Here is a 25,899-nt window from a genome sequence, read left to right as displayed (position 1 = left end):
CATGTTACTTTATCTAAATGGATTATTTGTAGGTCTGCTGATTCTTGCAAACATTGTGGCAGTTAAATTGTTTTCAATCGGAGAATTTGCGATTTTGCCTGCAGCCGTCGTGATCTATATCTTTACCTACCCAATTATTGATGTCATTGTCGAGGTGTACGGGAAAGAACAAGCTAAGCAGACGGTTCGCGCTGGTCTCGTCACGCAACTTGCTGCAATTCTTTTTATCGGCATCACAATTGCCTTACCCTCCGCATCGTTTTGGGAAGGCCAGTTAGCGTTTGAGGAGATTTTAAGTGGCAGTATCCGTATTATCGTAGCTAGTTTGATTTCATATTTCATCAGTACAAATTTGGATGTCTATGTGTTTGATAAGCTGAAAAAGCGTCATGGTGCAAAGAAATTGTGGCTTCGAAACAATGCGTCTACAATGGCTAGTCAATTACTCGACACAACTATTTTTATTACGATTGCATTTGCAGGAACGGTTCCGGTAGGAGTTCTTGTCGGAATGATTGCAACACAATATGTGGTAAAGTTTTTTGCATCAATTGCTACTACGCCATTAGTTTATGGAGTGGTGTATGGGATACGAAAAGGTATAAAGCAACAAAAAGTCATTGCTGTGTCGTAAGTATTTAGCTCCCCAAAAAATGGGGAGTTTTTTTCATGCTATGATGGAGTCAAAACAAATGCACTGAGGTGAAGAAATGACCTACATACCCCATCATTACGCAAACTTACTACTCCATCAATTACCTACTTTAAAGACGCAGCCTCAAATTTTAGATGTCGGATGTGGAGAAGGATGGTTGACAAGACAACTTAGTAAAACCTATCCGGGCGCAACTATAACGGGCACTGACAAAGACTATAAAAAAATTCAAAAATGTCGCTATGAGGCATCAAATCAAAATCTGTCTATCCACTATCAGATTCTCAACCATGATCAGTCAAAGTTGGCTTTAGAAGAATTCTATGATTTAATTTGTTGTCATAATGTGCTGGCACATTCACAAAATCCACAACAGCTCATACAAAAGCTTGCCAATCAACTAAATCAGAGAGGAACACTCTCCATCATTTCAGAAAATCCAGCTGCAAAAGCGCTCGAAGAAAATTTTCGGGCATTGTCGCCAACTGCTGATATACAGTTAGAAGATATAGGAAAGGTCTATGATTTACATGTAGAACAAGTGAAAGAGAGAGTTCAAAAAAGCTCAGATTTGCGCATACTCTATCCTCTGGAAGATTTATTGCATTGGAGCAATCAACTAGGAAAGAGATATGAAATAGAAGTAAAAGGGCTTAGCTATGTAATGGACTATTTGGATGAGCCGTATCACTGGCTAGAAGAAGAAGTCACGCTACAAAACAATACTACTTTCTTTTCCTACTTCTATCACATTCTTTTGAAAAAACTATCGTAACAAATGCATCACTAGTGTAAGGTAAATAAGAAACTACTTCGTACAGAATAGGAAAGAAAAACATGAGAGAAAATATTTACAAGAGGACTTTATGGATAGTAGTCTTATCCCAAATATTTGGGGGAGCTGGACTTGCAGCGGGAATAACTGTTGGAGCTTTGATTGCGAGGGATTTATTTGGGCTCACGACACTGACGGGTGTTCCAGCAGCGCTCTTTACACTGGGTTCGGCCGCTACCGCTTTTACTATAGGACGACTGACACAAAAGATTGGACGCCGCATTGGACTTAGTATCGGTTTCTTCTTAGGAGCGTTAGGGGCGATAGGCGTTATCATTGGGACGACGTTGGAATGGATCCCTTTATTTTTTGTAGCATTATTTATATATGGTGCTGGGACAGCAACAAACCTTCAAGCACGTTATGCGGGAACAGACCTTGCACTTCCGACACAACGAGGAAAAGCTGTAAGTATTGCACTTGTTTCGACTACACTAGGTGCAGTCGCAGGACCAAATTTAGTGGGACCGATGGGACGAGTGGCAGAATCCCTCTCGCTTCCTACATTAACAGGTCCGTTTATTTTGGCGGCCAGTGCATATTTCATTGCAGGTTTGATTCTATTTATTGGTTTAAAACCAGACCCATTTCTCCTTGCAAAAGAACTTGCTAAAACACAACAACCAACGGCTACGAGCCTTCTAGAGGTCACTTCAAAAAAAGGCGTTATTCTAGCAGCACTAGTTCTCGTTATTACGCAGTTTGTAATGGTAGCTATTATGACGATGACACCTATTCATATGGAAGGACATGGAGCAGCGATAGGCGCGGTCGGACTTGTCATCAGTCTTCATGTCGCCGCCATGTATCTACCTTCACTCATTACCGGAGTGCTTGTAGACAAAATCGGCCGCTCTCCAATGATCATTGCAGCTAGTGTGACACTTGGGATAACAGGAATTCTTACACTTCAAGCTGCTGGAGACAGTTTAGTTGAGATGGTAATTCCTCTCGTTTTGTTAGGTCTTGGTTGGAACTTTGGCTTGATCGCTGGGACATCCCTTCTCATCGACTCGACGAGTATAGAGGTGCGGGCAAAGTATCAGGGGACGATTGATGTGCTTGTGGCAATTGCTGGAACGCTAGGGAGCCTAGTCTCTGGAATTATAGTAGGACTCACAAGCTATGCACATCTTGGTATTATAGGTATGAGTATGGCTTTACTGCTACTACCTATACTTATACTTTATTATAGAAAATAACTTGTATTGATAAATAGTTTGTAAAAGAAGCGCTCACAACTAGTGGGCGCTTCTTTCATGTAACCAAGTTTTCAATTGGTTGGTATCTAATGGGCGACTATATAGATAGCCTTGAATCGTTTCACATCCGAGCTGAGAAAGAAGATGCAGTTGATTTTCTGTTTCGACTCCTTCGACTACAACACGTAAGTCTAAAAGGTTCGCCAAGTCTAGGATGGATTTCACAATACCTAAGCTTCTTTTATTGCTCTCGATATCTAAAATAAATTGCCGATCAATTTTGATCTCATCGATAGTAAAATGTTGCAAGTAGATAAACGCAGAAATTCCTGTACCAAAGTCATCGATACTAATTTTAAATCCTAGGGCATGGAGTTCGGCTATCCGACTTTGCGCAGCTAAATAATCGCCCATCGCAACATTTTCTGTTATCTCAATAATGACGTCAGAAGATTTCACGTTATATTTGAGTAAACAAAGTTCTAAATGAGGAATCAGTTGTTCGTGTAAAAAATGTCGTGGTGAAACATTAATTGAAATGCTACATTGGTCAATTCCTTGGTCTCTCCATTGTTCTAGTTGGTAAAATGCGCGGTCAATGATCCATTCACCAATCGGTAAGATAAGGCCGGTCGATTCTGCATGCTGGATAAAGTCGATAGGAGGGATAATTCCTTTTTCGGGATGCTGCCAACGTATTAACGCTTCAAAGCCTTCAACTTCTCCAGTGCGTGCATTCACCTGCGGTTGGTATTACAAACTGAACTGTTGCATATCCAACCCTTTTCGAAGGTTAAATTCTGTATCGAACAGAATTTGGCTGGCCTCTTTCATAAATGGATTATATAAAGAGGAAATACTTTGAGTGCTTAACTTTTTTCCATAGCTAAGTACAATTTGCGCATTTTGCAAACACTCTTTTACGCTACTTCCATGAATTGGATAGGTCGCGCTTCCATAACTGTACGATACATATACCTCTTGACCTTTGATGATATAAGGCTTTTTTAATTGGATTAAGAGGTCGTCTATAGGCGTAGCAAGGAAACTCGGAACAAATAGAACAAAGTGGTCCATAGCTAATCTAGCTACATAGGACGGGTTTGGGAAGAGTGCAGTCAATCGATCGGCAATCTGTTGAAGCACCTGATCGCCACCATCAAATCCCAATACTTCTTGAATAGTCACAAACTGATCAATCACTAAATAAATAAACTTTCCATCTTCAGAATTTGTAAGGATAGAAGCAACCGTCTGTTCAAAGCCATTTTGATTCATGAGTCCCGTAGTTTGGTCTACGTAAGCTAGATGTTTCATTCGTTCTTCGGTCTCGATGCGGTAAATACGTTCATATAAAAAAGCAACCATATCAGCAAGTGTGCCCACTAAAGTTTGATCTAACTCTGACCAATGCCTTTTCGACAATGTCTCGCAGCATAACACCCCGCCTATACCCGTACTCATCATAATGGGGGCGTCTAACATGGACTGTATACCCCCATGGCCTTGAAGTATTGGGGGTACATCTCTCACGCTCAACTTGGATAAGTTCTGCTATCGTCTGACAGGCATGCTCAAAAGTCTCACGTAATGATTCTTTAGTGATGGTCCGTGATTGTGCGAGTTCGAACAACTTCATTTGTTGTTCACGCATTGTCGATTCAAGTTCAAGAAGAGACTTTAAGGATTTCTCTTGTAGAGACTTAAGAACCGCAAATAAATCCCCAGAGGGTGTTTTAGTAATTTCTACTTCATAGGCTATTTCTTGAATTGAAAAGGTGAACGATGAATTTTCATTTGTTTTATGCTTTTCCATGAACCGTTCTTTTTGTTCCTTGGTAAGTAATGAAATGATATTCGTAGTATCGATTAGTGGATGAAAATCGAGGGTGCTAGGGTCGATAAGAATAACTGTAATGGTTTGCCCCATGAATACCCCTCCTCCGTTTCAAGTGATTATCATAAAGATACCATGTTCGACGTTTTTTGACAGTATGAATAGTTTAGAAACTTTACTAAATGCTAAAAATCACAAATAATTCACAACTACATCAAGTTTATATGACAGTTGTCACTAATAATGAAACACGAAATCGCTTACACTAATAGGAAATGCGTAAAGGTGGCAACTTATTTTTATGAAATTAATGGCAGATTCGACGTGTGATTTATCACAAGACGTCATCACAGCTTATGAGATTGATATTATTCCTTTAACTGTAACGATAGAGGGTACGGATTATAAAGATCGATTAGACATTACAACAGATCAATATTTTGAAAAGCTTCAAGCGGGTAGCGAAGCAGCATCTACAGGTGCTCCGAGCCCATCGCTATATGTCGAATTCTTTGAGAAAGCGATACGAGACGGATATTCAGAAATTCTATGTATCTGTATGTCGAGTGGTACGAGTGCTTCGTATCAATCTGGTGAACTCGGCCGTACTCAGTTTTTTGAAGAGAATCCTGAATCGGAAGTAAAGATCCACGTGGTCGATTCAAAATCGATGAGTCATGGAAGTGGTTGGCTTGTCATGAAAAGTTCAGAGCTAGAAAAAGAAGGTCATTCTTTTGAGGACATCGTGACATTTGTAGAATCACATAAAACTAAAGTAAAGCATTTCTTATCAGTGGACGACTTGAGTCATTTGATTCGAAGTGGGCGCATTTCAGGCGCGAGTGCACTTATTGGAAAGTTGTTAAACATTAAGCCAATCATGTCAATGAAGCAAGGCAAAGGTGCAGTGGTTGCAAAAGAGCGTGGCCGAAATCGGGTACTGAAGCATTATGTGGATGAGTTTTCGAAACGAAATGATTCTACGAACACAACATTTTTGTTAATTGGCTATACGACGGATCGCCAAGTAGCGCTTGACTTACAGACAAAAATTCAAGCCGAAACGACGTTCTCTGGCGATATTTATATTATGCAAATGGGTGTTGCGGTCGCAACGCATGTAGGTCCTGGTGGGCTTTCGATGTTCTTTATGGAGAAGTAAATTATAAAAATGGACTGCAATGACTCTTTTTGAGTCGTTGCAGTCTTTTTTTGCGGTTAGTGAGGGGCTTGTTTCGGGTGACAGGCACCATATGGGAACTGCTGGTAAATGGTGACAGGCACCGAGAATAGGCACCGAGAATAAATAGTTTCCATAATATGACTTCGGTAGAAGAAAAGTCACTTTCGGTAGAATAAATTGTGGTTAGTGTAGAATAAATCAAGCATTTATCCGATGAACGACCGCTCAGGATGGGTGACAGGCACCATATGGGAACTGCTGGTAAATGGTGACAGGCACCGAGAATAAAGAGAATCCTGAATCGGAAGTAAAGATTCACGTGGTCGATTCAAAATCGATGAGTCATGGAAGTGGTTGGCTTGTCATGAAAAGTTCAGAGCTAGAAAAAGAAGGTCATTCTTTTGAAGACATCGTGACATTTGTAGAATCACATAAAACTAAAGTAAAGCATTTCTTATCAGTGGACGACTTGAGTCATTTGATTCGAAGTGGGCGCATTTCAGGCGCGAGTGCACTTATTGGAAAGTTGTTGTTTCGGGTGACAGGCACCATATGGGAACTGCTGGTAAATGGTGACAGGCACCGAGAATAAAAATGGAGCTGATACTTTGCGACCCCATTTTCTTGCCGTGACTGAGTGCAATTTGGGCGCTCTGCAAACAGTGTTGTGCAGTTTCACCATGCACTGGATAATCAGCACGACCAAAGCTGTAGCTGACGTAAACTTCTTGACCCTTGATAACAAGGGGCTTTTTGATTTCCATTAGTTTATCTTCGTATAGCGCGCGTTCTGGTAATTCCAGGTACAGAATAAAATGATCCATTGCTAGACGTGCCACGCAGTTTGGCTCAGTAAATAGTCTGTCGAGGCGTTTTGCAATCTCGCGTAACACCTCTTCACCTCCATCAAATCCGAGGACTTCTTGAATGGTGGCAAATTGATCGATGATAAGATAAATGAATGTTCCATGCTGGGTCCGGGAAAGGCGATTCGAAACAGTTTCGAGGAAAGCATTTTGATTGGGAAGCCCCGTAATCTGATCTACGAAAGCAAGCTCTTTAATACGGTCCTCTGCTTCTATTCGATAGATGCGTTCATACAAAAACGCCACCATATCTGCTAATGTCCCGACTAATGTCTGATCAAGCTCGGTCCACACTCGTTTTGTAAACGATTCACAGCAAAGAACGCCGCCAATTCCAGAACTCATCATGATGGGTGCATCTAGCATAGAACGTATGCCCCCCATCCCTTCAAAGTAAGATGGGTACATCTCGGCAACTCTAGGGTCCGTCGCTACATCATGAATAGCTAATGACCGCGCACTTTGAACCGCTTCAAAATAAGTAGGGTAGTGGATGTCATCGACTTTGTCTCCGACTAGATGTTCCGCATAACGCGCGTCGTAAATATTTTGTGCTTCAAGAATCGATTGAGAGGTATTGAATAACCAAATACCAACTCGCTCCACTTGAATTAATTGAGCGATGGTCTCACAAGCACTCTCTATTGTTTCTTTTAACGATTCTTTAGTGATTGTTCTTGATTTCGCGAGCTCAAATAATTTCATCTGTTGGTTTCGCATTGTAGATTCAATCTCAAATAAAGAACGAAGAGCTTTTTCTTCGTGTGCCGTAAACACAGCAAAATGGTTTCCGCTCGGTGTAGTACCCATCACAATTTCGTATAACCCATGGTGAAGAACAAGTTGAAACGGACTGAAATCTGATGTGTTACTTTTATCCCAAATGATAGATTCTTCATCTTCTGTTAGGTGTGAAAATAGTGAAGACCGATCTAGGAGAGGACTGAGTAGCTTTTTGGACCGATCAATATGCAATACGGCAATCGTTTGCCCCATTTTTGCCCCTCCTTCGATTATTATTCGTATCATAAAGATACCATATTCACGAATTACAAGCATGAGTTTTTTTCAAACAAATGTAAAAAAATCCAGTCACAAAATGTGACTGGATAAAAATTAAGCTTCTTCGCTAATAATTACGTTTTTTCCTCGCATACGTAGGATCAATGGAACTACTAGCCATAGCAATGTAACAATCAAGAAAGTTAAAGATAACGGATTTGTAATGAAGATACTAAAATCTCCATTTGAAATTGTCAAAGCACGACGCATATTGTTTTCAATCATTGGTCCTAGTACTAATGCAAGCACTAATGGAGCTAGCGGATAATCATGTTTCGCCAGTAAGTAACCAAAGACACCACAGCCAATAAGTAGCAGCAGGTCAAACGTAGTGTACTGTACGGCATAGACACCGAATACAGAAATCGCAATGATTAAAGGTAACAGATACTTTTTCGGTGTTTCAATGATTTTCGCGAAAATTCGCACCATCGGCATGTTCAAGATCAATAGCATCAAGTTCCCTAGGAACATACTTGCAATCAAGCCCCAAGCGACTTGAGGGTGTTCTTCAAATAACAATGGGCCTGGCTGAATGTTGTACATAATGAATGCACCCATCAAGATGGCTGTTGTACCTGAACCCGGAATCCCTAGTGTCAAGAGAGGAATCATGGCCCCGCCAGAAGCGGCATTGTTGGCTGATTCTGGACCGGCAACTCCAGCGATATTTCCTTTACCAAATGAGTCCGGATCCTTACTTAATTTCTTCTCGGAAATATAAGAGAAGAAGGAAGCGAGCGTCGCTCCTGCGCCAGGGAGAACACCAAGGAAAAATCCTAAAATTGAAGAACGTCCGATTGGTCCTGCACTTTGTTTCAAGTCTGATTTTGTTGGGAGAATTCGCGTGATCTTAGCTACAGGTTCATCGTGAGTCTCTTTTTCAAAGATCGTCTTAAATACTTCACCAAGTGCAAAGAGCCCTACAGCTATCGTTAAGAACTCAATTCCACTAAAAAGGATAGGGGAGTCGTATGTAAAACGAGCGATACCAGAGACTGCATCGATTCCAATCGTTCCAAGCATTAGACCGACCACCGTCATAATCAAAGCTTTCGTCACAGATTTCCCTGCGAGTCCACTTACAGCAGCCAAACCTAATAGCATCAGGGAAAAGTAATCAGCTGGACCAAAGTCAATTGCGATTTTTGAAAGGGGCTGTGCAAGAAGCACCAGTCCAATCAATGACACAATACCAGCAACGAATGAACCAATAGCTGAAATCGCAAGTGCTGCACCAGCACGCCCCTGGCGAGCCATCTGATACCCATCTAATGTTGTCACAACAGAAGACGATTCACCGGGTGTATTTAGTAAGATAGATGTAGTAGATCCTCCATACATGGCTCCGTAGTACACACCTGCAAGCAGAATGATCGAGCTTGTAGCTGCCATTTCGACTGGTAGACCAGATGTTAGAGTAGCTGTGATAGGGATGAGTAGTGCCACACCACTCATCGGTCCAATACCAGGGAGGACGCCAACAGCTGTTCCGATTATTACACCGAGAAGTGCAAAAAGAATATTGTGCCACTGAAAAGCAACTAAAAATCCGTTGAGTAAATAATCAATTGTTCCCATCTTGTATCACCGTCCTAAATCGGGAATCCTGGTAAAGATCCACCTAAAATGTTTACATAGCCGTAATAAATGATTCCTGAAAAAGCCGCTGCTATTAGTAAAGAGGGGAGCCATTTACCACGCTCCAGCGTTTGAAATGCAATAACTAAAAAGACAAATGTTGTGATTACATAGCCAAGCGGTTCTAATAAAAGGACGTAGCCAATGGCTGCCCCTAAAATGATCAAGAAACGTTTGTATTGAGGAGAGTCAGATTCGTCTCCAGCTGTTTTGACAGATTTTGCTTTAAAACTTTGAACTATAAGTAGTGTACTTAAAACTATGAGTGAAGCACCCAATCCCATAGGGAAGATTTTTGGTCCAACTGAAGACCCGTAAGCACTGTCCGAGATTTTAAGGGCTTCTGTAAAGAACAGAACACCGATGATAAAAAATACGATGCTTGCTATTCGGTCAAAACGTAGCGTCATAGCGTAATACCTCCATAAATGACGGGTGCGAGCATTTTCATGCCCGCACCGTGTCTTATTTCTGCATATCTAATGCTGTTAAAATTTCAGTGATGACTTGTTCTTGCTCTTCTAAGAAAGCAGTGAAGTCTTCTCCAGCACGGTATTCATCAGCCCAGCCGTTGCGCTCAAGCTCGGCTTTCCATTCTTCGCTTTTCACCATTTCATCCAGTTTTTCTTCCCAATAGGCTTTAGCGGTTTCCGACATGTTCTTCGGTCCGAACAACCCACGCCAGATTGTGAATTCTGCATCAATTCCTAAGTCATAAAGTGTTGGAACATCTTCAAGTCCTTCAAGATCCAATTTTTCAGGAGATGTGACAGCTAGGACACGAACGTCACCGCTCTTCACATACGAAGTGACAGTTGATACATCTGTCCCAATAGCATCTGCATTCGATCCAAGTAGGGCTGCCATCGCTTCGCCGCCACCATCATAAGAAACATACTTTGCAGATTTTGGATCAATGCCATATTCATAGGCAGGTAAGATGGTTAGTAAATGGTCCATAGAACCTGGAGCAGAACCACCTGCTAAAGTGATGGATGTTGGATCTTCTTTAATAGCATCGAGTAGGTCAGTCAATGTCTCGTAAGGTGAATCTTCCTTTACAACGATGGCTCCGAAATCTTTAGTTAACTGAGCTAGTGGTGTTGTATCTTTATAGCCATAAGGGCTGTTTCCTTCAGCTTTTAAGTTGTTGATTAAAATAGGTGGTGATTTCACCATTAACATGTGGTCGTTTTCCGCTTCTTTTGTAGCGTACGTTGCCATGAAGACGGCACCTCCGCCACCCGGTTGGTTTTCAACTGTGATGGCTTTATCGATCAGTTTCGTTTCGTTCATGACTTTACTGATGGCACGAGCTGTTAGATCCCATCCGCCACCTGCACCAGAAGGCGCAACAATTGTTAAATTATTCTTAGGATAGTCAGCTGGTTCTTTGCCAGAAGCTGCGTTCTCCCCATTTGAACAGGCTGCTAAGCTGACAAGTAGTGCGGCACTCGCCGCTAGTGTTGCAAGTTTTTTTCCAAGTTTCATTGTCATTTCCCCCTTTTTGTAAAGCGCTTTCATTTGCTTTAGGTAAGAGTAAATGATTTTTAGAAAATTGAATATATTTGAAACATACTCTCCATTTTTTTCGTTTTGTGCATTTTGTTCAATTTTGTTCATGAAAAAACCCCTCTCCTTCACATGAGGAAGGAAAGGGGAGAGGTCTATTTTAAGAAATAACGACGTTCTGGTCGGCCGACAGAGCCATAGACTTGTTCGACAAGAAGAGTGTTTTCAGTCACTAAGTGCTCTAAATAGCGCCTTGCAGTAGAGCGGCTCATGCCTAGTTCCGCACCTAATCGTTCTGCCGTAATGCCGTCAGGATGTTTTGAGATGACGCTAGACACTTTTTCACGAGTCAGGCGATCAATACCTTTAGGAGCGGCTTCCATATCGGGTTGTGAGGTCTTCTTAAACAACTGTCGGATTTGAGATTCCGTAAATTCCGTTGTCGAGGTTAGCAACTGCTTTTTTTCTTTATAGCTGGTTAAACTATCGGTGAACGACTGCATGGTGACGGGTTTCAGTAGATAATCTTCTATGCCAGCAGCGTAAGCTTTGCGAACTACATCTACTTCAGTTGCAGCTGTTATCAAAATTACATCAGTATAGGGGTACAACTGCTTCACATAATCTACAAACTGAGTTCCTAGGTCATCAGGTAAATAAACATCGACTAAAACGAGTTGCGGTTGCAACTCATCCATCCACATCTTCGCTTCTTCAACAGTGTGAGCGATTCCTACTGCAGTAAAGCCATCGACTGAAGCTACAAACTTTTCATGAATCCGTGCAATTCGTGGATCATCTTCCACAATCAGCACTTCAATGGGACGTGTCATCAGGTACATCCTCCTTTGGAATGGCAAGTACAAATAGTGCACCACCAAGATCTCCGTTTTCTAAAGAGAGGGTGGCGTTTAATAAAGCTACATTTTCCTGCACAATCGCTAAGCCGTAGCCACGTGTCTTCGCATCTTTTGTAGATTGTTTCCCTTTTAATAGTTCGGGAAGTCTAGCTACATCGATTCCTTCCCCTGAATCTTCTATCTCTACAACCAATTCTTTCTCTGTATCTTTCACATATATTCGTACTTTACGGTCTTTGAGAGGGAGTTTTTCAACCGCTTCAAACGCATTGGATACTAAGTTACTGATAACCGGAAGGAGGAGATGCTTTTCAATTGACGAAGGGAGCACGCCGCAGTCACTGTCTTCATCTAATTCTAAGTCAACCTTAAGTTCTCTCGCACGGTTATAAAATCCAATTACCATAGCACTGATGTAAGGTTCTTGGATGTGACGAGAAATGAATGTGATCAATGATGCATTTTCTGTCTGTTGTTGGTGGATAAGGTCAACTGCTTCCTCATATTCTTGAAGCTGGAGTAATCCTGAAATCATATACAAGAAGTTTTGATGTTCATGTGTCTGTGCGCGTAAAGACTCTGAATACTGCTTGGTTTGTGCAAGTTCTTCTGCAATCGTATCAATATCCTCTATTTTGCGGAAGCTAGCAATCGCTCCAGTTACTTCTCCGTTTCGTACTATAGGAATTCGGTTGACCAGTGTCTCATTGCCACCAACCACCATGACTTTATCGAGTTCCGTTTGTCCAGATTTCATAATATCGAGAAGTCTTGTATTAGGAATGACTTCTTGGATTTCTAGACCTTGAATCGAAGTCTTTCCAGGAAAGAAGGCATCGGCCGCTGGATTACTCAAGACAATTTGGCCAGATGTGTCCGTAACGATGATGGCCTCTCGAATCGATGCAAGAAGAGCATTCCTCTGAGTTAACAAGGACACAATTTCTTCTGGTTCATAATCAAGCAATTGATGTTTGATGCGACGAGTCAAAAATTGTGAAATTCCCATTGCTACAAGAGCTGCAATCGCAAATATTAAGACCAAATATTTGGCGTACTGAAGATTAGTCTGAAAGACCGTGTCTTGTAAAAACCCCACGGAAACTACTCCGATGATGGTCCCTTTGTCATCAATAACAGGTGCTTTTCCTCGTATAGCTCTACCGAGTGTTCCAGTGGCTTCAGAAATATAAGATTGCCCTTCTAGAAGTGCCTTGTCGTTATCTTCACCGACCATCTTCTGGCCGATTCGCTCTGTAATAGGATGCGCGTAGCGGATCTCATTTTCATCTCCAATGACGACATACTGGGCCTTGACCTCTTGTTGGATGTCGAGAGCAAGTTGTTGAATTTCAGGGGTGGATTCGGGTAGTTGCAAAGCTCGAATGACGTCTGGGTGTTGGGCTGTGGTTTCTGCAATATTTAACGCGCGTTCTCCAATTTCTTGTTTCACACTATGGGCCATGACGAAGTAGGATGCTGTAATAACAAGGATAACTACAGTGATGGTGAGAGCAAGCATATACTTCATGATTCGAAACTGTAAAGTAGTGTTCTTCATAATTTAATATAACTCCTTCATTATTCATGACAGATGTCACTAACAACTACTAACGAAATCGCTTACACTGATTAGAACTGCAAAAAAAGGTGGTACCTAACTATGATGAAATTACTAGCTGACTCTACATGTGATATTTCTCAAGATGTGCTGACATCTTATTCTATTGATCTTATCCCTTTAACAGTAACCATAGAAGGAACAGATTATCAAGACCGGATTGATATTACGACAGACAGTTATTTTCAAAAACTACAAGCGGGAAGCGAGCAGGCGTCTACGGGTGCACCAAGTCCAAGACTGTATGCTGACGTGTTTCAAAAAGCAGTAAATGACGGACACAAAGAAATTTTATGTATCTGTATGTCTAGTGGAACAAGCGCTTCGTATCAATCTGGAGAATTAGGGAAATCACAATTTTTAGAGGAGCATCCTGAATCGGATGTGAAAATCCATATTCTAGACTCTAAGTCTATGAGCCATGGAAGTGGTTGGTTGCTCATGAAGAGCGCTCAGATGAGAGACAATGGCTACTCATTTGAAGATATTGTCCACTTCGTAGAGACTCATAAAACAAAAGTGAAACATTATCTTTCTGTAGATGATCTGAGTCATTTGATTCGTAGTGGTCGGATCTCAGGAGCGAGCGCAGTTATAGGCAAACTGCTGAATATTAAGCCAATCATGTCCATGAAAGATGGAAAAGGTGCGGTCGTTGCCAAAGAACGGGGACGCAACCGTGTTTTCAAACATTATATCGAAGAGTTTTCAAAGCGAATTGACACGGAGCAAACAAACTTCGTGTTAATAGGGTATACGACGGACCGTCAAGTAGCCCTTGATTTGCAAGACAAATTGCGGTCGGAAACGACATTTACTGGCGATATTTATATTATGCAGATGGGCGTGGCCGTTGCAACACATGTTGGACCAGGCGGTTTGTCGTTGTTCTTTATGGAAAAGTAAAGTTGAGGTAGGTAGGGGGAGGACTGAGCGGTCGTTCTTCGACAAGTTTAGGGTTTTCTTCTGCATATTCCGGAGTTTCTTCTACAATACAAAAACTCGCGTTCCCAAAAAGGACGCGAGTTTTTTCAATTAGCCAAGATGATGCCACATTCGCTCCAGTGCTAGTTTGGCGTTATGTTGCGTGTCTTGATCCACTTTAATAGGATTCACTATACGCCCTTCCACCAATTCTTCTAATACCCACGTTAAGTGAGGCAAGTCAATTCGGTTCATCGTCAGACACGGACACATAAACGGATTCAGTGACACAATGTCGAGATGTGGATTGTCGGCAATCAAGCGGTTCACGAGATTCATCTCCGTACCGATTGCCCATTTAGAACCAGCTGGAGCTTTTTGGATTTGCTGGATGATATAGCTTGTCGAACCGTTGTCGTCAGAAGCCGTTACAACTTCATGCGTGCACTCCGGGTGTACTAAGATTCTTCTTGTAGGATCATTTTGACGGAGGTTCTCAATGTGCTTTGGTAAAAAGTTCATATGGACGGAGCAATGCCCTTTCCACAAGATGACGCGAACATCCTCTGTGGCACAGTTTAGTTCCAAGCGATTGCGGATCGGGTCCCAAATGGCCATCTGTTCAAGAGGAATGCCTAAATCAGAGGCAGTGTTACGTCCTAAGTGTTGATCAGGCAAGAACAATAGGCGTGGTTTCTGGGTGAAAGCCCACTCGACCATCTGATGCGCATTCGATGAAGTAACTGTTGCACCTCCGTGACTACCAACGAACGATTTAATTGCCGCTGTTGAATTGACATAAGTCAAAGGCAAAATCGTATCGCCAAATACATCTTGTAACTCTTCCCAAGCGCGTTCTGTTTGCGAGAATGTCGCCATGTCTGCCATGGAACAACCCGCTCGCATATCGGGCAAAATGACGTTCTGTTCCGGATTCGTTAAAATATCTGCCGTCTCCGCCATGAAGTGAACGCCACAGAAGATAATGGTCTCAGCCGTTTGCTCAGCAGCGATTTGCGATAACTGCAAAGAATCACCTGTAGCATCAGCAAATTGAATGACTTCATCTTTTTGATAATGGTGCCCGAGAATATAGACACGATCTTGAAGCTTTTCACGGGCAGCACGTGCGCGCTTATTTAATTCTTCAGTAGAGAGTGTTGTATACTGCGCAGGGAGTGAGCTGGTCTCTGTAAGAAGCGATAAAATACTCATTTCATTACCTCCTTATGTGATGAAGTGACATTTAGACTTAAATCCAGTTGTTTTACGCTATGCGTGAGTGCGCCCATTGAAATCAAGTCAACACCGGTTTCGCCATATGCACGTAGTGTCTCAATAGTAATTCCACCGGATGCTTCTGTTAAGATAGTTTCTGGAACGAGTTGTACCCACTGTTTGATTGTTTCAGGGGATTGATTGTCAATCATAATAACATCTGGTTCTGCTTCAATTGCCTCTATCAACTGTTCCTTAGTTTCTATCTCTACTTCTACTTTCACAAGAGGACCTACGAATTGACGTGCTTTTTGCACCGCAAGTGTAATCGATCCACAAGCCGCAATATGGTTATCTTTTAACATGACTGCATCGTATAAACCATTACGATGATTTTTCCCACCACCAACCCGGACGGCATACTTTTCAAATATACGCAGCCCTGCAGTCGTTTTCCGAGTATCAACAAGTTGCGCAGGTGTTCCGGCAAGTTGTTCTGCACAGTGACTTGTAAAGGTTGCCACTGAACACATGCGCTGCACCAAATTCAACAATACACGCTCCCCAGACAACAAGGAGTGAGTGGGTCCAGTTAGCTCTACTAAACTATCGCCACTATGGAAGGGTTCTCCCTCTTTTTTATGTAGAGTGACCTTCACGTTTTGATCCAGCAGACCAAATCCTATTTCAAAAATAAACAATCCACAGGCAATTCCCTCTTCTTTTGCACGGACAAAAGCAGTAGAGTGATGTGCACCGTCAAAAACACGGCTAGATAGATCATCTTCTCCTATATCTTCAATAAAAAATTGGCGTAGCCTTTCTTCAATGATGAATCGATTCATAGTAGACCCTCTCTTTCAACTGACTAGAATTTCTCGTTTCAATCCACTTCTGATTTCCTTCGTGAACAATAACCTTGTGGTTCCATTCGTCTTGTGTAGATGGGAAGTCTATTCGAAAATGGGCGCCCCGACTTTCTTTACGCAAGGATATAGACTGAGCAAGTAAAGAGCTCGTAGTATAGCGATGTAATAAATCAATGGTGTGAACGGGCACATTGGCTAAGTCCCATTGTTGAAGTGGGAGTGAGTTGGCATATGTCTCACTTGATTCGTCTCGCAAAATTCCACAGTAATGCACTAAAGACTCTTGAGAAAAATCTTTGTTTCGTATTTCTGTGGGTGGCTCTGGGAGTTTGCTCTCTCTTATTCCAGTCATGGGTGCGCTAGTTGATTGAATATCCTCAGCTACTCTATAGCCCATCACAATACACTCGAGCAGCGAATTGCTCGCTAAACGATTGCCCCCATGTAAACCTGTACAAGCCACTTCTCCCAAAGCGTACAGTCCAGGAATACTAGTACGTCCACCTAGATCCGTTTGAATACCTCCCATATGGAAGTGGACACCTGGACGAACAGCTATGCGCTGTTGGTCTTTAAAAACTTGCTTCGCAGTTGGGAAGCGCTCCGAAAATTTCTCCACCTGCGTTCGATCTAGAAAAACCGGAAGTTGGTTTCGCCAGTGATAATCAATCAAGCGCGCAGTCACATCACGAGGTCCAAGGGGATTGATAGCAAGAGGTGTGCCTTCTTGATCAGTAAAAATTGCGCCTGCTCCTCGTAATGCTTCTGTCACCAATCCTTTAGTTCCTTGCTTGTCTACTGCGATAGTAGGGTGAAATTGAATGAATTCTAAATCCGTCAGTCGAGCACCTGCATGATAGGCAAGTGATAACCCCGTACCTTTAGCTGCGGAAGAATTCGACGTAACTCCAAAAAGTTCACCGATTCCACCGGTAGCCAATACAACTGTAGTGGCGTATAGAGTTTTTACTTGATGCTGCTCCGTGACGATGCGAACACCCTTGCAAGTTCCATCTTCCATAACAAGTGAGTGGGCCGAAGCTATCATTCTTTTAACAGACTGTGTAGCGGTAGTAGCTTTCTTCATCCAAAACTTCCCGGTCCGATCTCCTCCTGCATGAAGCACTCGATGATGGGAATGCGCGGCTTCTTTACCTAGCGCCAGATCTCCATCTGAAGTGAGGTCAACTGGAAATCCATCATTAACTAGACTTCGGACTAAACGTTCACCGTCTTCAATAATTTCCTTTGCAGCCAAACCATCCACATGTTTTGAGCCGACAAGAAGCGTATCTTGAAGATGGAAAGAAGGTGCATCACTCTCGCCGAGCGGAGCGGCGATACCACCTTGCGCAAGCCAACTATTTCCTTTCGTAAACGAATCCGAGATAATCACAACATTTAGTGTAGATGAAAGGTTTTTTGCTAGCATAAGCCCCGCTAAACCGCCACCAACTATACAAACATCAACCATAAAATTTACACCTACTTTACAAGTGTCTTGACACCTATTATGAACCCAGGCAAAATGAAAGACAAGTTCGAATCGAAGGTTGTGAAAAAGTTGAACTATTTTGATTATGCTGCGACAGCCCCTATGCGAGAAGAAGCACTTACAAGTTATGTAGAAGCAGCGCGAAAATTTTATGGCAATACTCAAAGTCTTCATGACGTCGGAAGTGCAGCACAACGAGTGCTCCAGAAATGCAAGCATATATGGGCTAATCATTTACAGGTAAGCCCTGATAGTGTTTTCTTCACGGGATCAGCTACAGAAGGAAATCAGTTGGCTATTCGGTCACTCGTAAAAGGGAAGCAAGGAACGATTTTAGTAAGTCCGCTTGAACATGCGAGCATTTTAACGGTTGTTCATGAATTGAAGAGTGAGGGCTTTGCTATAGAATGGTTGCCTTTAACTGAACGCGGTGTCGTGGATTTGCAAAAAACGAATGATATGCTTAGTGACGAAGTGATTTTAGTAGTATGTCAGTGGGTGAATTCCGAAACAGGAATTCTACAACCTATAGAAGAGATACTGTCACTTGTTAAGAGAAAATCGATACCCCTTCATTGTGATGCTGTCCAAGGGTTCGGAAAATGTACATTGACTGGTTGGCAACAGGACGTTGCGAGTTTTGTTATTTCGGGCCATAAGTTCGGGGGACCCAAAGGATGCGGCGTTTGTTTGATCAATCCAGACTTTCATTGGAGCTCTGTATATCCCGGCACAACGCATCAATTTGGATTTCGAGCAGGCACTGTGGATATTCCTTCTATAGTAGCTACAACAGAAGCGGCATTTATCTCGCTAAAGGAACAACATGATCTCTATGCAAATGTGCAAAAGTTCCATATGAGAGTGGTTAATGCTTTGCCTGAGACTGTGGAATATGTTGGGCAAGGGACAACTAAATCACCTTTTATAGTGGGATTGTTAGGCTTTGGCGTGGACGGACAACATACCATGTTAGAAGCAAACAGACACGGAATTTCCATCTCAACCGGAAGTGCATGCAAAGTGGGGCACGGAGAGGCGATGTCTACGCTAAGCGCTCTAGGCTACGAAGAAGATGTTGCGCGGCAATTTGTGCGAATTTCATTCGGGTATTTAACTACTGAGAGAGAAGTGGAGAATTTAATAAAGTGGATTCGTTCCTATAAAGTAGAAAGAGACCTCAGATGAGGTCTCTTTCTACTTTAATTGATTCGATAATGTTTCTAAAGCATAGAAATAATTCTTCTTTTCAATTTCGCTTTTCCAGTGATAATTTTCGGCGACTTTAAAAGTCGAGAGCATCGTCAAAAACTCAGTCATCTGATGATTGCTTTTTGGGTGGTTCTTCCAAAATTCTTCAGTGAAATTGTAAGCAACTGTTTGTAGTAGCTCGCCATCTTCTAAAGTACCAGCCATAGGATCTTCATATAGACGGTGGAGAGATTCAAATAATGTAAATTCAGGTAAGATCTTAAGTGCCATCAACTCACTAAGATTTTGATTGGATAAATGGCATAACTGCTGATGCTCAATTGACTTAAACCAAAGTAAACGTGCATTGGTTGAAAACAGTGAAGAAGGGGCCGTACTTTTTTCATGTTGCAAATCATACAACGTATGCGTTCTATGCATCGTACATTCCTCCCTTTCTATTCAATTGATTCAGATTCATGCAATGGTATCTATTTTCCCGAAAAGAGTCAAGTGTAAACGCTAAAAAATCTTTAGTCATACATAGATTAAATTCATATAAATACTATTTTACTATGTTATTTAAATTGTTTTATAAAAAAACCAAAATTAAATTAAAAATAATGCAGATAGTACTATTAAAATTATGAAAAAGGTGCTATTGTATGAGTAATAATTGAATTGGAAGAAAGAGGGCGATGATGATGGGGAGAAAATTGTATTGGGTAGATGAAGCAGAGTCCATATTCTCACTCATCCAAGGTGCGTTGGAAAGGTCGAAAGCCCCTATTGCCGTTGTTTTTATAAAACCGCTGACAGAAGAAGCGAAAGTCGAAAATGAGGAAGTCTTAAAATTTATTCGTAACTCTGACTTAGTATTTCATGATCCGGAAAAAGAAGGTTGGTGGGCAGTTTTACCAAATAGTGGAAAGAAAGAAGTGAAAGCATTTTTAAAACGGCTGAAATCTCATTTTTCATTAGAAGATGTCCATGCCTATAAAGTTTTATACACAGAAGTTCGAGACTCCAAAATGAGTTTAATGGAAGTTGTCAAAATAATGAAAAGTTCAAATTTTGATGAAGCTCTAGTGAATTACATTGAAGGACCGTGGACAATTACAGAGGAGAGCACGATTAAAGTTAGTCTTATTGTAAACGACAAAATAGTTCAAGAAGTATTGCACCGATCAATTTCGACTATGAACTTTAAAAACTTCTTATTAGATGTCCGTTTATTTGAAGACGGTTTAGAATTCGAATCCTCAGAGTGGTACACAAGTGCAAATCATCATTTGGTCGTTTTAGACGATGTATTACCGAAGAAGAACGGTATTGAAGTCGTACATTTCCTAAGAAATCAAGCAAGTCATCAAAAATTTCATATCTTTATGTTGACGGACCGTGTCTCTGAAGAAAATCTAATTAATGCCTATCAAATGGGGATTGATGAAGTGATTCATAAGCCATTTAATCTTCGCTTGTTTGAAGCTCTCTTCAGAAGAACAATTGAGAGGCTGTGGTTCGAATGACAGTTTCAAGTATAACGCTATTATGGATTATTCTCGTCCTTTTAACACTATTGCTTCTATTCAGTGTGTATTTAACGGTTTTAAGACTTTTAGAGAAGCGGAAATTAGCAAACGAAAAGAACTATATCGACCGTACTAAACATATATGGATGAATTACTTGTTTTATGGGGGGGACTGGGATGAGCAATTAATCCCAGATGGACCGCATGAAACAAATGCTACAGAAAAGTTACTTATCAATTTTTAAAATAGTGTGTATGTAGAAGGGACCCGGCAAAAGATTTACTTATTTGCTAACTCTTATTTAGAGGGGTACTACAGAAAAATGTTACGGAGCCCCGAGTGGAGTCATCGGATGAACGGACTTTATCGAACCATTGATTTTCAGTTAGTCGCATTAGCCGAAAGTCATCTGAAGCGCTGGGAGTCAAAGAAAGTAGCCACTGTAGAAGAAGATTATTATCTATCATTATTAAAAATTATGACTGGTAAGACAACAGCTTTGCATATTATCAAAGACGATGAACATCAATTTTCGGAACATCAAAATCGAGCACTTCTTTTAAAACTTGAAAATCGTCAACTGCAAGACTTGGTTCAGAATTATAGTTTTCTCTCTCGACCGGCAAAGCTTTCTTTAATCGATGTTATTGGAGAGAAGAATTATGTGGAATATCAAGAATTTTTAATGAGCCAGCTTCAACTGGAAGAAGAGTCCGAAATTCGTATTCGAATTTTAAAGGCTAATGAAATGATTGGTTTTTATAAAGACTACTCTTCAATTGTGCCATTTCTCGAGTCGGACTATTGGGAAGAACGCATGCTTGCTGCTCGGCTGATTGGAACTTTCCCACTAGATGAGAGTAAAGGTTACTTATTGCCTTTACTTGAAGATTCGAGTTGGTGGGTTCGTTCTACAGCTGCACGCTCAGTAGCTAAGCAAAAAAATGGGACTGAACTATTGCTTGCATACAAAGATAGCACGCAGGATCGTTTTGCGGTTGAAATCATTGAAGAACAGCTTATGAGGGGAGTGTTTGCGTAATGGCCATTTGGGAAGCTATTTTAGTATTTTTTGGACGCTTTCTGATTTTTTACATGATCGGTGTCATTATCATATATACGCTTATGTTACTCCTCTCTTTATTAAAGCTGCGTAAAGAATACCAATTGGATAAAGAAGAGCTTGATGACGATTTTCTTTCTAGTTATTACTCAAAGCCTGTATCAATTTTAGTTCCAGCATTTAACGAAGAAAAAGGTGTGGTAGATAGTGTTCGGTCATTACTCAGCCTTCGCTACCCTCAATTTGAAGTCATAGTAATAAATGACGGGTCTACAGACCTCACAAAAGAAACGATGATTTCTTATTTTGCAATGGAAAAGCTGAACAAGGTCGTGCGCAAACAGTTGGAGAATGAAGAGATTGTTGCAATCTATCAATCTACGATTCACCCTAACTTACTTTTGGTCGACAAGCTGAACGGTGGAAAAGCAGATGCCCTCAACGCTGGTATCAACGTTTCGAGATTCCCGTATATCTGCTCCATTGATGGGGATTCAATATTAGAAGATCGTTCATTATTGCGTATTATGAAGCCGATTGTTGCATCGAATGGAAAAGTAATAGCTGCTGGTGGGAATGTGCGTATTGCAAACGGCCTTTATGTGGAGCACGGTGCTATCTCAAGCCCTGCTCTACCAAACAACTTACTTGTTGTCATGCAAGCAGTCGAATATTTACGCGCATTTTTAATGGGACGGATTGCTCTAAGTCGCTATAATTTAGTGCTCATTATTTCTGGCGCCTTCTCCGTGTTCTCAAAGTCCTGGGTTATTAAAGCAGGAGGTTATGCGAAGAACACGATAGGAGAAGATATGGAACTGGTTGTTCGTTTGCACCGAGTACTTGCTGAAAGTAAAGAAAAGAAACGAATTGAATTTGTTCCGGATCCGGTTTGCTGGACAGAAGTTCCTTCTAAACTTTCCGTACTTCGAAAGCAACGAAGAAGGTGGCATCAAGGATTAACTGAGAGTTTATGGCGCCATAAACGAATGACCTTCAATCCAAAGTACGGAGCTGTTGGCATGGTATCGATGCCCTATTTCTGGTTGATTGAATTTCTAGGCCCGATTATTGAGATTGGAGGATACATTTATTTAATATTTGCTTTATTTGCAGGTGATGTATACATCGAAATTGCAATCTTGCTAGCATTATTACTGATACTTTATGGAAGTGTATTCTCAATGGGATCTGTATTAATGGAAGCTTGGAGTGTAAATCGCTACCCACGTATCCGAGATATTTATCGCCTGTTAATCATGGCTTTAACTGAAATCTTCTGGTACCGCCCATTGACGCTTTTATGGAGATTGGAAGGGCTAATTCGGACAATCTTTAGAAAACGCGAGTGGGGCAAAATGGAACGTACTGGTTTCCAGAAAAAGGAGATGACCTCGTGAATCGATTTATCTTAGTTGTACTTGTAGTGGCAGGCGTATTTGGCCTGCCCTATTTGCTTTGGGTGGCAACACCGAATTCATCAGTCACAGCTTCTGACCGAGTAAAAGATGATTTAGAAAACAATCAAGGAATAGATTGGTATTTTAAGCATGAAAAATATGCGGATTCAGACGATGCCACTATCGAATTAGATATTGTATCAGGATCAGTCAACGAACAGCGGTGGAGAGAAGCGACTACCTCAGAACAACTAAATAAATTGCTTCTAATACAACCGATTGATTGGCTAGGTGTACAAGACGAGTTGCTTACACGAGAAATAGAAGACTTCACAGGGGTTCGGTTTACAGGTTGGATTATGCGCTACTTCGAGGATTTGTCAGCAAGTAATCCTGATATTCCAGACTCGACTAAAGAATTAGTGGAAGGTAATTGGGAGTATGAGGGGAGCGGGTATATATTTACAAATGAACAAATCGAACAAACAGTTGTTATAGAATCGGAAGAAGTCTATCAGCATGGTGATTCGAATGATTGGGTAGAAAGTGATTATCGCGGTTGGATTCAGATTGTGACTACTCCGATTGAAGAGGACGTTTCATTTTGGTTTGCGCTCCCAGAATCTATTCACCAACAATTGCCTGTTGAATTGACAGAAGGACTAGTGCCAGCAATCGTGCAACGCGAGCATCCAGAGATTCAGTCTGTCTACATGGCAGCGGATTATCAATCTCTAGAATCGCCACCAGCACTTTACCAAATTTTTGGCTTGTCTTCTGTGTACAACTTCTTCTATGCAAATCGTGGGGACGGATTTTACTGGTCGACATTTACTTCCCAATTGACAAACATGGTTGCATCCGCAAAAGATTTGTCTGGTGTATCAGTCCGAAAGAATGAAGAATTGGTGAATCACTCAAGAATTTCGGGTGACCAGTTTGAAGTACAAGTAGACGGGGACTGGCAAGAGATGTCCGTTAAAGGCGTAAATATTGGAATGGGCAAACCAGGATTCTTTCCAGGGGAAGCAGCGATTACAGAGGAAGAATATTATCGTTGGTTCCAACAAATCGGTGAAATGAATGCTAACACGATTCGAGTGTATACGGTCCATCCTCCAGGTTTTTATCGTGCATTGAAACGCTATAATGAAGAGCATGACGTCCCGCTTTATGTATTTCACGGCGCATGGACGGAAGAAGAGTTGTTAGAGGAAACACAAAATGCATTCAATGAGGAAACCAATAAACGATTTATTAAAGAATATCAAGACATTGTCGATGTGATACATGGGAATGCCCGAATTCTTCCCCAAGTAGGTCACGCTTCCGGTACTTACGAAGCAGATATATCGGAGTATGTAGTCGGCTGGATTATCGGGATTGAATGGTATCCGGAAATGGTTGTTGGAACGAATGAAGAAAATGATCATCTTAAAGATTACGATGGTCAATTTGTAAAAACAGAAAATGCGTCTCCTTTTGAACACTGGTTAGCGATGCATATGGATGGCATTTTAACCTATGAGGCAGACAATTATAATGAACTCCGCCCGATTAGCTTTACAAACTGGGTTACAACGGATTTACTGGATCACCCATCCGAACCAAATATCGACGAGGATCTAGTAAGTGTGAATCCGAATGTAATTCGCTTGAAAAATGAAATGGAACCAATCGGTCAGTTCGCATCGTACCACGTTTATCCGTACTATCCAGACTTCTTGAACGTTGATAAGGAGTACTTAGAATATGTCGATCAAGATGGAGAGAAAAATAGTTATGCAGGCTATTTAAATGATTTACGTGCGGCACACGACATGCCGGTTTTAATTGCGGAGTTTGGAATTCCAGCTTCTCGTGGCGGAACGCATATCAACCCGTATGGATGGAACCAAGGGAACGTGACAGAACAGCAGCAAGGAGACTATGTCTCAAAGCTGTTCCGAACAATAATAGCGGAAGATTATTTAGGTGGTTTAGTGTTCAGTTGGCAAGATGAATGGTTCAAACGAACATGGAATACCCAAGAATATGATAATCGCGAACGACGCCCATACTGGTCAAATCGCCAGACAAACGAACAAAACTTTGGATTGTTGAGCTTTGATTCTATGAGAGTACAAGTAGATGGGAGTTTCGAGGATTGGACAGAAGTAGACGACTTTATTGGAGATTCGTCTGCATCTCTAAAAGTCACGCATGATGAAGCCAATCTGTATTTAAAAATTGAAGGACTTCAGGATACGGAACGTGCACGTATTGTTCTAGATACAATTCCAGATCAAGGAAATACGGGAATAGAAGCGCTATCTTTTGAAGATGGAATTGATTTCATTGTGGATATGAATGGTGAAGAAAGCCGTTTAGTAGCTGATACGTACTACGATTATTATCATTATTTATATGGCAACGACCAAAAAATGATTGAGCCTGTTTCCAACGGAAGAAAGAATACAGGAAAATTCACACCAATCTATTATGTTCTAAACAAAAAGTTGTATTATCCAGAACTAGATGAAGTACGACCATTTGAATTTTATGAGACTGGAAAGTTGACACGGGGCAATGGTAATCCTAATTCAGCGGATTATAACTCACTTGCGGATTATGAGTTTGGAGACAATTCAGTAGAAATTAGAATTCCATGGCTGCTACTTCAATTTAGAGATCCAAGTCGCTTAGAAGTAATTGGGGATGTGTTCAAAGACGGTGAAGAGGCAAGTGAGTTTATCGAATCAATTGGAATTGGTCTCGTGATGGGAGAAGGGGAAGCATCTGTGCTCGTATCAGAAGATAGTGGTCTTCGCCGTTATTCATGGGAGAGTTGGAATGTACCAACTTCAAATGAGCGTTTAAAAGAATCATATTATATTCTTCAGCAAACATTTGCGGATTTAGAATGATGACGGAACAGTGTTCGTAGTGTAAA

At 41.3% G+C, this 25,899-nt stretch carries 25 protein-coding genes; 12 read left to right on the top strand and 13 right to left on the bottom strand.

Going from position 1 to position 25,899, the window contains the following annotated elements:
• Position 1 precedes the first annotated feature (1 nt).
• From ACF3OH_RS10000 to ACF3OH_RS09990, 3 genes are all read left to right on the top strand, one after another.
• Positions 2 to 634, top strand: a complete 633-nt coding sequence (locus ACF3OH_RS10000) for a queuosine precursor transporter (protein WP_392454417.1) — start codon at positions 2 to 4, stop codon at positions 632 to 634.
• A gap of 76 nt (positions 635 to 710) precedes the next feature.
• Positions 711 to 1,430, top strand: coding sequence for a class I SAM-dependent methyltransferase (locus ACF3OH_RS09995; protein WP_392454415.1), 720 nt, complete (start codon positions 711 to 713; stop codon positions 1,428 to 1,430).
• Between the two features lie 62 nt (positions 1,431 to 1,492).
• Positions 1,493 to 2,692, top strand: coding sequence for an MFS transporter (locus ACF3OH_RS09990; protein ID WP_392454413.1), 1,200 nt, complete (start codon positions 1,493 to 1,495; stop codon positions 2,690 to 2,692).
• A 39-nt stretch (positions 2,693 to 2,731) separates the two neighbouring features.
• On the opposite strand, the gene ACF3OH_RS09985 is transcribed toward ACF3OH_RS09990, so the two are convergent.
• Genes ACF3OH_RS09985 through ACF3OH_RS09975 form a run of 3 tightly spaced genes read right to left on the bottom strand, consistent with a single transcriptional unit; the run spans position 2,732 to position 4,622 of the window.
• Entirely contained in the window at positions 2,732 to 3,433 is a 702-nt protein-coding gene (locus ACF3OH_RS09985; RefSeq protein ID WP_392454411.1) for an EAL domain-containing protein, read from the bottom strand.
• Between the two features lie 12 nt (positions 3,434 to 3,445).
• A complete protein-coding gene (locus tag ACF3OH_RS09980) occupies positions 3,446 to 4,156 on the bottom strand; it encodes a diguanylate cyclase domain-containing protein (RefSeq protein ID WP_392456758.1) in 711 nt (236 codons plus the stop codon).
• Positions 4,062 to 4,622: a hypothetical protein gene (locus ACF3OH_RS09975; RefSeq protein WP_392454409.1), complete on the bottom strand. Its 561-nt coding sequence runs from the start codon at positions 4,620 to 4,622 to the stop codon at positions 4,062 to 4,064. The genes ACF3OH_RS09980 and ACF3OH_RS09975 overlap by 95 nt, the downstream gene beginning before the upstream one ends.
• Before the next feature lie 208 nt (positions 4,623 to 4,830).
• Between ACF3OH_RS09975 and ACF3OH_RS09970 the strand changes: the two genes are divergently transcribed.
• Entirely contained in the window at positions 4,831 to 5,691 is an 861-nt protein-coding gene (locus tag ACF3OH_RS09970; RefSeq protein WP_392454407.1) for a DegV family protein, read from the top strand.
• Between the two features lie 286 nt (positions 5,692 to 5,977).
• Entirely contained in the window at positions 5,978 to 6,304 is a 327-nt protein-coding gene (locus ACF3OH_RS09965) for a DegV family protein (protein ID WP_392454405.1), read from the top strand.
• On the opposite strand, the gene ACF3OH_RS09960 is transcribed toward ACF3OH_RS09965, so the two are convergent.
• The 6 genes from ACF3OH_RS09960 to ACF3OH_RS09935 form a co-directional block, all read right to left on the bottom strand.
• Positions 6,228 to 7,574, bottom strand: coding sequence for a diguanylate cyclase domain-containing protein (locus ACF3OH_RS09960; protein ID WP_392454403.1), 1,347 nt, complete (start codon positions 7,572 to 7,574; stop codon positions 6,228 to 6,230). The two genes, ACF3OH_RS09965 and ACF3OH_RS09960, sit on opposite strands and share 77 nt — an antisense overlap.
• Before the next feature lie 120 nt (positions 7,575 to 7,694).
• Entirely contained in the window at positions 7,695 to 9,221 is a 1,527-nt protein-coding gene (locus tag ACF3OH_RS09955) for a tripartite tricarboxylate transporter permease (protein ID WP_204590572.1), read from the bottom strand.
• 14 nt (positions 9,222 to 9,235) lie between these two features.
• Entirely contained in the window at positions 9,236 to 9,691 is a 456-nt protein-coding gene (locus ACF3OH_RS09950; protein ID WP_392454401.1) for a tripartite tricarboxylate transporter TctB family protein, read from the bottom strand.
• Between the two features lie 55 nt (positions 9,692 to 9,746).
• Positions 9,747 to 10,778: a tripartite tricarboxylate transporter substrate binding protein gene (locus ACF3OH_RS09945; RefSeq protein ID WP_094942552.1), complete on the bottom strand. Its 1,032-nt coding sequence runs from the start codon at positions 10,776 to 10,778 to the stop codon at positions 9,747 to 9,749.
• 170 nt (positions 10,779 to 10,948) lie between these two features.
• Positions 10,949 to 11,626, bottom strand: a complete 678-nt coding sequence (locus tag ACF3OH_RS09940) for a response regulator (protein ID WP_204590569.1) — start codon at positions 11,624 to 11,626, stop codon at positions 10,949 to 10,951.
• Positions 11,610 to 13,214 carry an ATP-binding protein gene (locus ACF3OH_RS09935; protein ID WP_392454399.1) on the bottom strand — a complete coding sequence of 535 codons (1,605 nt, stop codon included), beginning with the start codon at positions 13,212 to 13,214 and terminating at the stop codon, positions 11,610 to 11,612. Before ACF3OH_RS09935 ends, ACF3OH_RS09940 begins: the two co-directional genes overlap by 17 nt.
• Positions 13,215 to 13,316: 102 nt before the next feature.
• Between ACF3OH_RS09935 and ACF3OH_RS09930 the strand changes: the two genes are divergently transcribed.
• Positions 13,317 to 14,180: a DegV family protein gene (locus tag ACF3OH_RS09930; RefSeq protein WP_392454397.1), complete on the top strand. Its 864-nt coding sequence runs from the start codon at positions 13,317 to 13,319 to the stop codon at positions 14,178 to 14,180.
• A 129-nt stretch (positions 14,181 to 14,309) separates the two neighbouring features.
• Here the strand turns inward: ACF3OH_RS09930 and nadA are convergent, their stop codons facing one another.
• Genes nadA through ACF3OH_RS09915 form a run of 3 tightly spaced genes read right to left on the bottom strand, consistent with a single transcriptional unit; the run spans position 14,310 to position 17,759 of the window.
• On the bottom strand, positions 14,310 to 15,413 hold the full coding sequence (nadA, locus tag ACF3OH_RS09925; RefSeq protein ID WP_392454395.1) for a quinolinate synthase NadA: 1,104 nt from the start codon (positions 15,411 to 15,413) through the stop codon (positions 14,310 to 14,312).
• Complete coding sequence (nadC, locus tag ACF3OH_RS09920) at positions 15,410 to 16,261, bottom strand: carboxylating nicotinate-nucleotide diphosphorylase (RefSeq protein WP_392454393.1); 852 nt, start codon at positions 16,259 to 16,261, stop codon at positions 15,410 to 15,412. Before nadC ends, nadA begins: the two co-directional genes overlap by 4 nt.
• Entirely contained in the window at positions 16,242 to 17,759 is a 1,518-nt protein-coding gene (locus tag ACF3OH_RS09915) for an L-aspartate oxidase (protein ID WP_392454391.1), read from the bottom strand. The genes nadC and ACF3OH_RS09915 overlap by 20 nt, the downstream gene beginning before the upstream one ends.
• 81 nt (positions 17,760 to 17,840) lie before the next feature.
• On the opposite strand from ACF3OH_RS09915, the gene ACF3OH_RS09910 reads away from it, so the two are divergent.
• Positions 17,841 to 18,968 carry an IscS subfamily cysteine desulfurase gene (locus tag ACF3OH_RS09910; RefSeq protein WP_392456756.1) on the top strand — a complete coding sequence of 376 codons (1,128 nt, stop codon included), beginning with the start codon at positions 17,841 to 17,843 and terminating at the stop codon, positions 18,966 to 18,968.
• A gap of 9 nt (positions 18,969 to 18,977) precedes the next feature.
• Here the strand turns inward: ACF3OH_RS09910 and ACF3OH_RS09905 are convergent, their stop codons facing one another.
• Entirely contained in the window at positions 18,978 to 19,412 is a 435-nt protein-coding gene (locus ACF3OH_RS09905) for a hypothetical protein (RefSeq protein WP_392454389.1), read from the bottom strand.
• 260 nt (positions 19,413 to 19,672) lie between these two features.
• On the opposite strand from ACF3OH_RS09905, the gene ACF3OH_RS09900 reads away from it, so the two are divergent.
• From ACF3OH_RS09900 to ACF3OH_RS09880, 5 genes are all read left to right on the top strand, one after another.
• Entirely contained in the window at positions 19,673 to 20,500 is an 828-nt protein-coding gene (locus ACF3OH_RS09900) for a response regulator (RefSeq protein WP_392454387.1), read from the top strand.
• A complete protein-coding gene (locus tag ACF3OH_RS09895) occupies positions 20,497 to 20,748 on the top strand; it encodes a hypothetical protein (RefSeq protein WP_392454385.1) in 252 nt (83 codons plus the stop codon). The genes ACF3OH_RS09900 and ACF3OH_RS09895 overlap by 4 nt, the downstream gene beginning before the upstream one ends.
• Before the next feature lie 108 nt (positions 20,749 to 20,856).
• Positions 20,857 to 21,546 carry a HEAT repeat domain-containing protein gene (locus ACF3OH_RS09890; protein WP_392454383.1) on the top strand — a complete coding sequence of 230 codons (690 nt, stop codon included), beginning with the start codon at positions 20,857 to 20,859 and terminating at the stop codon, positions 21,544 to 21,546.
• Positions 21,546 to 22,967 carry a glycosyltransferase family 2 protein gene (locus tag ACF3OH_RS09885; protein WP_392454381.1) on the top strand — a complete coding sequence of 474 codons (1,422 nt, stop codon included), beginning with the start codon at positions 21,546 to 21,548 and terminating at the stop codon, positions 22,965 to 22,967. The genes ACF3OH_RS09890 and ACF3OH_RS09885 overlap by 1 nt, the downstream gene beginning before the upstream one ends.
• On the top strand, positions 22,964 to 25,873 hold the full coding sequence (locus tag ACF3OH_RS09880; protein ID WP_392454379.1) for a hypothetical protein: 2,910 nt from the start codon (positions 22,964 to 22,966) through the stop codon (positions 25,871 to 25,873). The genes ACF3OH_RS09885 and ACF3OH_RS09880 overlap by 4 nt, the downstream gene beginning before the upstream one ends.
• Positions 25,874 to 25,899: the final 26 nt, after the last annotated feature.

It is taken from the genome of Chryseomicrobium aureum (assembly GCF_043182735.1).
Lineage (GTDB): Bacteria > Bacillota > Bacilli > Bacillales_A > Planococcaceae > Chryseomicrobium > Chryseomicrobium aureum.
This window is presented reverse-complemented; position numbering and strand designations above follow the sequence as displayed.

Bases quoted from the DNA above. Each gene is read 5' to 3' on its own strand.
- ACF3OH_RS09935 (WP_392454399.1), bottom strand. From the start codon at position 13,214: ATGAAGAACACTACTTTACAGTTTCGAATCATGAAGTATATGCTTGCT.
- ACF3OH_RS09990 (WP_392454413.1), top strand. From the start codon at position 1,493: ATGAGAGAAAATATTTACAAGAGGACTTTATGGATAGTAGTCTTATCC.
- ACF3OH_RS09890 (WP_392454383.1), top strand. From the start codon at position 20,857: ATGAACGGACTTTATCGAACCATTGATTTTCAGTTAGTCGCATTAGCC.
- ACF3OH_RS09995 (WP_392454415.1), top strand. From the start codon at position 711: ATGACCTACATACCCCATCATTACGCAAACTTACTACTCCATCAATTA.
- ACF3OH_RS09950 (WP_392454401.1), bottom strand. From the start codon at position 9,691: ATGACGCTACGTTTTGACCGAATAGCAAGCATCGTATTTTTTATCATC.
- ACF3OH_RS09895 (WP_392454385.1), top strand. From the start codon at position 20,497: ATGACAGTTTCAAGTATAACGCTATTATGGATTATTCTCGTCCTTTTA.
- ACF3OH_RS09965 (WP_392454405.1), top strand. From the start codon at position 5,978: ATGGTGACAGGCACCGAGAATAAAGAGAATCCTGAATCGGAAGTAAAG.
- ACF3OH_RS09930 (WP_392454397.1), top strand. From the start codon at position 13,317: ATGATGAAATTACTAGCTGACTCTACATGTGATATTTCTCAAGATGTG.
- ACF3OH_RS09955 (WP_204590572.1), bottom strand. From the start codon at position 9,221: ATGGGAACAATTGATTATTTACTCAACGGATTTTTAGTTGCTTTTCAG.
- ACF3OH_RS09975 (WP_392454409.1), bottom strand. From the start codon at position 4,622: ATGGGGCAAACCATTACAGTTATTCTTATCGACCCTAGCACCCTCGAT.
- nadC (WP_392454393.1), bottom strand. From the start codon at position 16,261: ATGAATCGATTCATCATTGAAGAAAGGCTACGCCAATTTTTTATTGAA.
- ACF3OH_RS09960 (WP_392454403.1), bottom strand. From the start codon at position 7,574: ATGGGGCAAACGATTGCCGTATTGCATATTGATCGGTCCAAAAAGCTA.
- ACF3OH_RS10000 (WP_392454417.1), top strand. From the start codon at position 2: ATGTTACTTTATCTAAATGGATTATTTGTAGGTCTGCTGATTCTTGCA.
- ACF3OH_RS09940 (WP_204590569.1), bottom strand. From the start codon at position 11,626: ATGACACGTCCCATTGAAGTGCTGATTGTGGAAGATGATCCACGAATT.
- ACF3OH_RS09980 (WP_392456758.1), bottom strand. From the start codon at position 4,156: ATGAGTACGGGTATAGGCGGGGTGTTATGCTGCGAGACATTGTCGAAA.
- ACF3OH_RS09900 (WP_392454387.1), top strand. From the start codon at position 19,673: ATGATGGGGAGAAAATTGTATTGGGTAGATGAAGCAGAGTCCATATTC.
- ACF3OH_RS09885 (WP_392454381.1), top strand. From the start codon at position 21,546: ATGGCCATTTGGGAAGCTATTTTAGTATTTTTTGGACGCTTTCTGATT.
- nadA (WP_392454395.1), bottom strand. From the start codon at position 15,413: ATGAGTATTTTATCGCTTCTTACAGAGACCAGCTCACTCCCTGCGCAG.
- ACF3OH_RS09945 (WP_094942552.1), bottom strand. From the start codon at position 10,778: ATGACAATGAAACTTGGAAAAAAACTTGCAACACTAGCGGCGAGTGCC.
- ACF3OH_RS09970 (WP_392454407.1), top strand. From the start codon at position 4,831: ATGAAATTAATGGCAGATTCGACGTGTGATTTATCACAAGACGTCATC.
- ACF3OH_RS09905 (WP_392454389.1), bottom strand. From the start codon at position 19,412: ATGCATAGAACGCATACGTTGTATGATTTGCAACATGAAAAAAGTACG.
- ACF3OH_RS09915 (WP_392454391.1), bottom strand. From the start codon at position 17,759: ATGGTTGATGTTTGTATAGTTGGTGGCGGTTTAGCGGGGCTTATGCTA.